The organism is Nocardia asiatica NBRC 100129 (assembly GCF_000308415.1).
Lineage (GTDB): Bacteria > Actinomycetota > Actinomycetes > Mycobacteriales > Mycobacteriaceae > Nocardia > Nocardia asiatica.
This window is the reverse complement of the sequence record NZ_BAFS01000049.1, coordinates 1-5674: the sequence shown is the minus strand read 5'-3', so window position 1 is coordinate 5674 and position 5674 is coordinate 1. Positions and strand designations below refer to the sequence as shown.

The 5674-nt window shown below is 70.9% G+C and carries 6 protein-coding genes; 4 read left to right on the top strand and 2 right to left on the bottom strand.

Annotation, left to right across the window (positions count from 1 at the left end; genetic code table 11):
• On the bottom strand, positions 1-654 hold a 654-nt coding region (locus tag ON27_RS05680), incomplete at its 3' end, for an enoyl-CoA hydratase-related protein (RefSeq protein ID WP_043720434.1).
• Positions 655-1134: 480 nt separating this feature from the next.
• On the opposite strand from ON27_RS05680, the gene ON27_RS05675 reads away from it, so the two are divergent.
• Both ON27_RS05675 and ON27_RS05670 read left to right on the top strand, forming a co-directional pair.
• Positions 1135-1914, top strand: coding sequence for a purine-nucleoside phosphorylase (locus ON27_RS05675; protein ID WP_043720431.1), 780 nt, complete (start codon positions 1135-1137; stop codon positions 1912-1914).
• Entirely contained in the window at positions 1915-3411 is a 1497-nt protein-coding gene (locus ON27_RS05670; RefSeq protein WP_043720428.1) for a phospho-sugar mutase, read from the top strand.
• Positions 3412-3426: 15 nt separating this feature from the next.
• On the opposite strand, the gene upp is transcribed toward ON27_RS05670, so the two are convergent.
• Complete coding sequence (upp, locus tag ON27_RS05665) at positions 3427-4050, bottom strand: uracil phosphoribosyltransferase (RefSeq protein ID WP_043720423.1); 624 nt, start codon at positions 4048-4050, stop codon at positions 3427-3429.
• A gap of 143 nt (positions 4051-4193) precedes the next feature.
• Here upp and ON27_RS05660 point away from each other — a divergent pair, with 143 nt between their 5' ends.
• Positions 4194-4514, top strand: a complete 321-nt coding sequence (locus ON27_RS05660) for a type VII secretion target (RefSeq protein ID WP_043720437.1) — start codon at positions 4194-4196, stop codon at positions 4512-4514.
• 4 nt (positions 4515-4518) lie between these two features.
• Entirely contained in the window at positions 4519-5628 is a 1110-nt protein-coding gene (locus ON27_RS05655) for a C40 family peptidase (protein WP_043720419.1), read from the top strand.
• Positions 5629-5674: the final 46 nt, after the last annotated feature.

Genomic DNA, 5674 nt, shown 5'->3' with positions numbered 1-5674 from the left:
GGCCAGCGCCTTCGCGTGCAGGGCGCGCTTGATCACCGGCAGGTTGGGCTTGCGGTTGCTCGCCAGCGCGGCTGCCCGTTCGACGGCGGCCGCCCGCAATTCGGCGGCTTCGGCCTGGCCGTCGACGATGCCGGCGGCGATCGCCTCGTCGGCGGGATAACGGTGGCCAGTGGTCATCGCCTGCACGCAGACCTGGTTGGTCAGCCGCTCGGTGAGCAGGGCGTTCATCCCGATGGTGAACGGCATGCCGAGGTGCACCTCGGGCAGGCAGTAGAAGCCGCGGTCGGCGCGCATCACCCGGAAGTCGTGCGAAGTGGCCAGCATGGCCCCTGCGCCGAAGGCATGGCCGTTGATCGCCGCCACGGTCGGCAGCGGGAAGGCGAGCAGGCGGGTGTAAAGCGAGTGCACACGGTCGAGATAGCCGTGCATCTTGTCCAGGTTCGCGAACAGCCAATCGGTGTCCAGACCGTTGCTGTAGAACTTCCCCGTCGCGATGGTGACCAGCGCGGCAGGACCCTCGGAACGCTCGACCTCGTCCAGCAGCCCGTGGAATTCATCGATCCAGTCCGGGTGGAAACGGTTCTCGCTGTCCGTGGTCCCCTCCGCGCCGAGGTACACGACGAACACTTCACCTTGGCGTTCCAGATACGGCATGCGGTGGAGAATATAGGGCCACCCCCGACGCCCCTACTCGCGGGTAGAAATCCCCCGCCGACCACTCACATACTCTCCCAACCAGGCGTGATACCCGGACCATCACCTCCGACGCCCCAGCACACCTCAACCCCAGGAGCGAAGCGAGACCAAGCATCCGCCGTTCGCGGCCCCGCTCGCGTTCGCGCGACCGCCACGCAAGCGACACAGAAGCAGACGCCCGCATGCCGGGATGCCAGCCACGAAGAAGCAAACCGCATCCACGATTCCGGTGCTCCACCACCCCACGCCCCCAGCGCACCCCGGGCTTCGAGCTAAGCGAGACCGAGCATCCGCCGTTCGCGGCCCGGCTCGCGTTCGCGCGGCCGCCGCGCAAGCGACGAAGGAGCAAGCGGCGGCCGCGCAAACGCGAGCCACAAAGGGGCCGCGAACACCCAGCGCCGCAGGCGCTGGCCAAAAAACACAGCTATCGTGACGATCATGCTTGCCGAACAGGCCGCCGAGGCGATCGCCGAACGTACGGGAGTGTCACGCCACCGGGTCGCGGTGGTGCTGGGGTCCGGCTGGCAGGACGCGGCCGCGGAGATCGGGGCGCCGCGGGCGTCGGTGCCGATGCCCGAGCTGCCCGGTTTCGGGACGCCGACCGCGCAGGGCCATGTCGGCGTGATCCATTCCGTGCAGGTGGACGACAACGCCGTGCTTCTGCTGATGGGCCGCCAGCATCTCTACGAGGGTTACCGGCCCGCCGATGTGGTGCATCCGGTGTCGGCGGCGGTGGCGGCGGGCGCGGAGATCGTGGTGCTGACCAATGCCGCGGGCGGCATCCGGTCCGGCCTCCGGGTCGGCGAACCGGTGCTGATCAGCGATCATCTGAACCTGACCGGTCGTACGCCGCTGGCGGGCGCGACCTTCGTCGACTTGGTCGACGCCTGGGATCCCGAGTTGCGGGCGCTGGCCAGGGAGATCGATCCGAGCCTGACCGAGGGCGTCTACGCGGGCCTCACCGGGCCGCAGTACGAGACTCCCGCCGAGATCCGGATGCTGCGCACGATCGGCGCGGACCTGGTCGGCATGTCCACGGTGCTGGAAGCCATCGCCTGCCGCGCGCTCGGTGCCCGGCTGCTGGGCATTTCGCTGGTCACCAACTTGGCCGCGGGTGTCACGGGCGCGCATCTGTCCCATGCCGAGGTGCTGGCCGAAGGACACGCCGCGGCTCCGCGTCTGGGCAAGCTGCTGCGCGGCGTGCTGGAACGGGTGTAGATGCTGCGCTTCGGCACGGCGGGTCTGCGCGGGCCGCTGCGCGACGGTCCGGACGGCATGAACGTCACCACGGTGAGCAGGGCGACCGCCGGGATCGTGGCGTGGCTGCGCGACCGTTGTCTGGGCGGCGGCGCGGTGGTGGTCGGCCGCGACGCCAGGCACGGTTCCGCCGAGTTCGCCACGGCGACCGCGGAGATTTTCGCGGCGGCGGGCTTTCCCGTGACGCTGCTGCCACGTCCGCTGCCCACCCCGGTGGTCGCGTACGCCGTGCGCGAGCTGGGCGCGGTCGCGGGTGTGCAGATCACCGCTTCGCATAATCCGGCCTCCGACAACGGCTACAAGGTCTATCTCGACGGCGGTTCGCAGCTGATCGCTCCGGCCGACGCCGAGATCGAGCGCTGCATCGAGGCGGTGATCGAGCCGGTCGACCGTGTGCCGGTCACCCCGGCGAGCGACGACGTGGTGCGGCGTTATGTGCGCCGCGTCGCCGAATTGCCAACGCGGATCGGCGGATCCGGTGAGCGCGCCGGGATTCGGATCGCTCTCACGGCGCTGCACGGCGTCGGCGGCGATCTCGCGGTCGAAGCTCTCGGCGCGGCCGGTTTCTCCGACGTCCACGTTGTCGCGGAGCAGTTCGAGCCGGACCCCGACTTCCCCACCGTCGCGTTCCCGAACCCGGAGGAGCCCGGCGCGGCCGACCTGCTGCTCGCGACGGCCGCCCGGGTGGGCGCCGACGTGGCGATCGCGCTGGACCCGGACGCGGACCGGTGCGCGGTGGGGGTGCCGCGGCGCGAGGGCGGATGGCGAATGCTGCGCGGCGACGAGACCGGTGTGCTGCTGGGCGACTGCGTGCTGCGCACCGCCCCGGCCGGCGCGTTGGTGGCGACGACCATCGTGTCGTCGCGGCTGCTGTCGAAACTCGCTCCCGCGCGCGGCGGCCGCTACGCGGAGACGCTCACGGGATTCAAATGGCTCGCCCGCGCGGGCGACGGCTTGGTCTACGCCTACGAGGAGGCGATCGGCCACTGCGTCGATCCGGCGGCGGTGCGGGACAAGGACGGCATCTCCGCCGCCGTGCTCGTCGCCGACCTGGTGGCCCGGCTGAAGGCAGCGGGCCGCACCTTGGACGACGAACTCGACGACTACGCGGTGCGTTTCGGCGTGCACGCGGGCGACCAGGTGTCCCTGCGGCTCGCCTCGGCCGCCGACGCCGCGGCCGCGGTCGATCGGCTGCGGGCGAACCCGCCTGGCGAGATCGCGGGCGAGCCGGTGAAATACACCGATCAACTCCAGGTGCGGGGCCGGATGCGCACCGACGCGCTGATCTTCGAGGGCGGTTCGTCCCGCGTGGTCGTCCGCCCTTCCGGCACCGAGCCGAAGCTCAAGTGCTATCTGGAGGTGGTCGAACCGGTCGGCTCGCACGCCGATCTCCCGGCCGCGCGCGCCGCTGCCCTGGTGCGGCTTTCGGCGCTGCGCGACTTCTGTCAGCGGTTCTGAGCGGCCCGCGGCGGTTCAGCGCGGGCCGAATTGCCGGTCGCCCGCGTCGCCGAGCCCGGGCACGATGTAGGCGTGCTCGTTCAGCTCCGCGTCGACGACGGCCGTGACCAGCCGCACCGGCAGTCCCGAGTCCGTCAGCGCCGCAATGCCTTCCGGCGCCGCGACGACACAGACCGCCGTGATGTCGGTGGCGCCGCGGGCCGCGAGCAACTGCAGCGTGTGGCGCATCGAGCCGCCTGTGGCCAGCATCGGGTCCAGCACGAAGACCGGCAGCCCGGCGAGATCTGCGGGCAGCGATTCCATATAGGGCACCGGCAGGTGGGTGTCCTCGTCGCGGGCCAGGCCGACGAATCCGATCCTGGCGTCCGGGATCAACTCGGCGGCCGCGTCGACCATGCCGAGCCCGGCGCGCAGCACCGGCACCAGCAGCGGCGGCCGGACCAGCCGGACGCCTTCGGTTGGGGCGACCGGCGTGACGATCTCGAAGCGCTCGATCTCCGCGTCGCGCAGCGCCTCGTAGATCAGGATCCGGGTCAGATCACGCAGTGCGGCACGGAAAGCCGGATTCGCCGTTCGCTCGTCCCGCATCGTGGTGAGCAGGGCGGCGGCGAGTGGATGGTCCACGGTGTGGGTGCGCATGAGGGAACGATAAGGTCGGTCGCGGGCGCGCCGCCGAACGCCACGGGACTTTTTCCGAAGCGGCGGAACCGAACCGGAACCGCGCGCGTCGAACCAAGTGGATGACGTACTCTGCCTGGGAACGACAGATGGGGGAAGCTCTGATGCGAAAGATGTCGGCGGACACCGAAGGCATTGCGGCCTACGGCGCGACCGCCCACGTCATGGCGGGTGAGGTGGCGGCGGCGGGCGCGAGCGCCGCGGCGGCGGAGCCCGCGTTGCTCGGTCCGATCATGGGGCTGATCGGCGGTGACTTCATGGCCGCCTACGCCGCGGCGCATGCCGGTCACGTCGCCGCGATCGGTCAGCTGTCGGCGGTGCTGACCAGTATGGGCGGCGCGGCCACCGGCGCGGCCGCCGTGCTCACCGAGACCGATGCCGCCCACGCGGGCGCGCTGCGGAACACAGCGGGCGAGCTGGAGTGAGCCGGTGATCGACGTCAACGCGCTGGCCCAGCCCATCCTGGATCTGCTCGCCAGCTTCGGCAGCGGCGTGCTGCCCGCGGGCGGCCCCACCGACGCGCTGCGCAGCACCTCGAGCGTGGTCGACCAGATCCACCAGATGGGCCGCGACAGCATCAACGGAATGAACGCCGCGTGGGACGGCCGCGCCGCCGACGCGGCCACCGCCAAGGCGCTGCGTGTGCAGACCTCCGCGGCCACCATCTCCGATCGCGGCAACGAGATGGCGACGGTCGTCAACCAGGCCGCGGGCGAGGTCGAGACGGGGCAGAAGGATCTCACCGACATCGCGCAGTCCTTCGTGAACACCGCGGCGAGCATGGGGCCGGTCCTGGCCACGCCGCAGGGACTGACGGTGCTCGTCGGTTCGGCGATCGACCATCTCAACCAGGCGCTCAACGTCGTCGGCCGGGTCCAGAACGAATTGCAGACGCACACCGCGTCGATGAACGAGCTGACCCCGCCGCCCACCACCCCGTCGCTCGCCGGTGTGCCAGCCGCCGGCGTGCAGCAGATGACGTCCACCGCGTCCGGCGTGCTCAGCAGCGCGGGCTCGTTGCTGAGCACCGCGATGGCCACGCCGCTGCAGTCGCAGTCCTCCCGCGGTTCCCGCGGCACACCGGACACCTCGATCACGCCCAGGCCGGATACCGGCTCGTCGGGGACGGCCGACGACGGCAAGGGCGTGAAGATCACGCTGCCCGACGGCAGTGTCGTGGAGGCGCCCAACGAGCAGGCCGCCACGGCGGTCCGGTCGGCGATCGGCGCCGTCGGCACCCCCTACGTCTGGGGCGGCAACAGCCCGGGCGCGGGATTGGATTGCAGCGGGCTCACCAAGTACGCCTACGGCGAGGCGGGCGTCGACCTGCCCCGGCTCGCGGCCGAGCAGGGCAACGGAGCCACACCGGTGTCGGCCGGTGATCTGATGCCCGGCGACCTCGCGATCTGGGACGGCCACGTGGCCATGGTGATCGGCAACGGCCAGCTGGTCGAGGCGGGTGACCCGGTCCAGATCAGCTCGATTCGAACGGAGAACTCAGGCATGGACTTCTACGGTTTCTACAGGCCGACGGCATGACCCGACCGCAGGTTCCCAATGTCACGGTGGCGGCCAGCAGCAATCG

Bases quoted from the DNA above. Each gene is read 5' to 3' on its own strand.
- ON27_RS05660 (WP_043720437.1), top strand. From the start codon at position 4,194: ATGCGAAAGATGTCGGCGGACACCGAAGGCATTGCGGCCTACGGCGCG.
- ON27_RS05670 (WP_043720428.1), top strand. From the start codon at position 1,915: ATGCTGCGCTTCGGCACGGCGGGTCTGCGCGGGCCGCTGCGCGACGGT.
- ON27_RS05675 (WP_043720431.1), top strand. From the start codon at position 1,135: ATGCTTGCCGAACAGGCCGCCGAGGCGATCGCCGAACGTACGGGAGTG.
- upp (WP_043720423.1), bottom strand. From the start codon at position 4,050: ATGCGCACCCACACCGTGGACCATCCACTCGCCGCCGCCCTGCTCACC.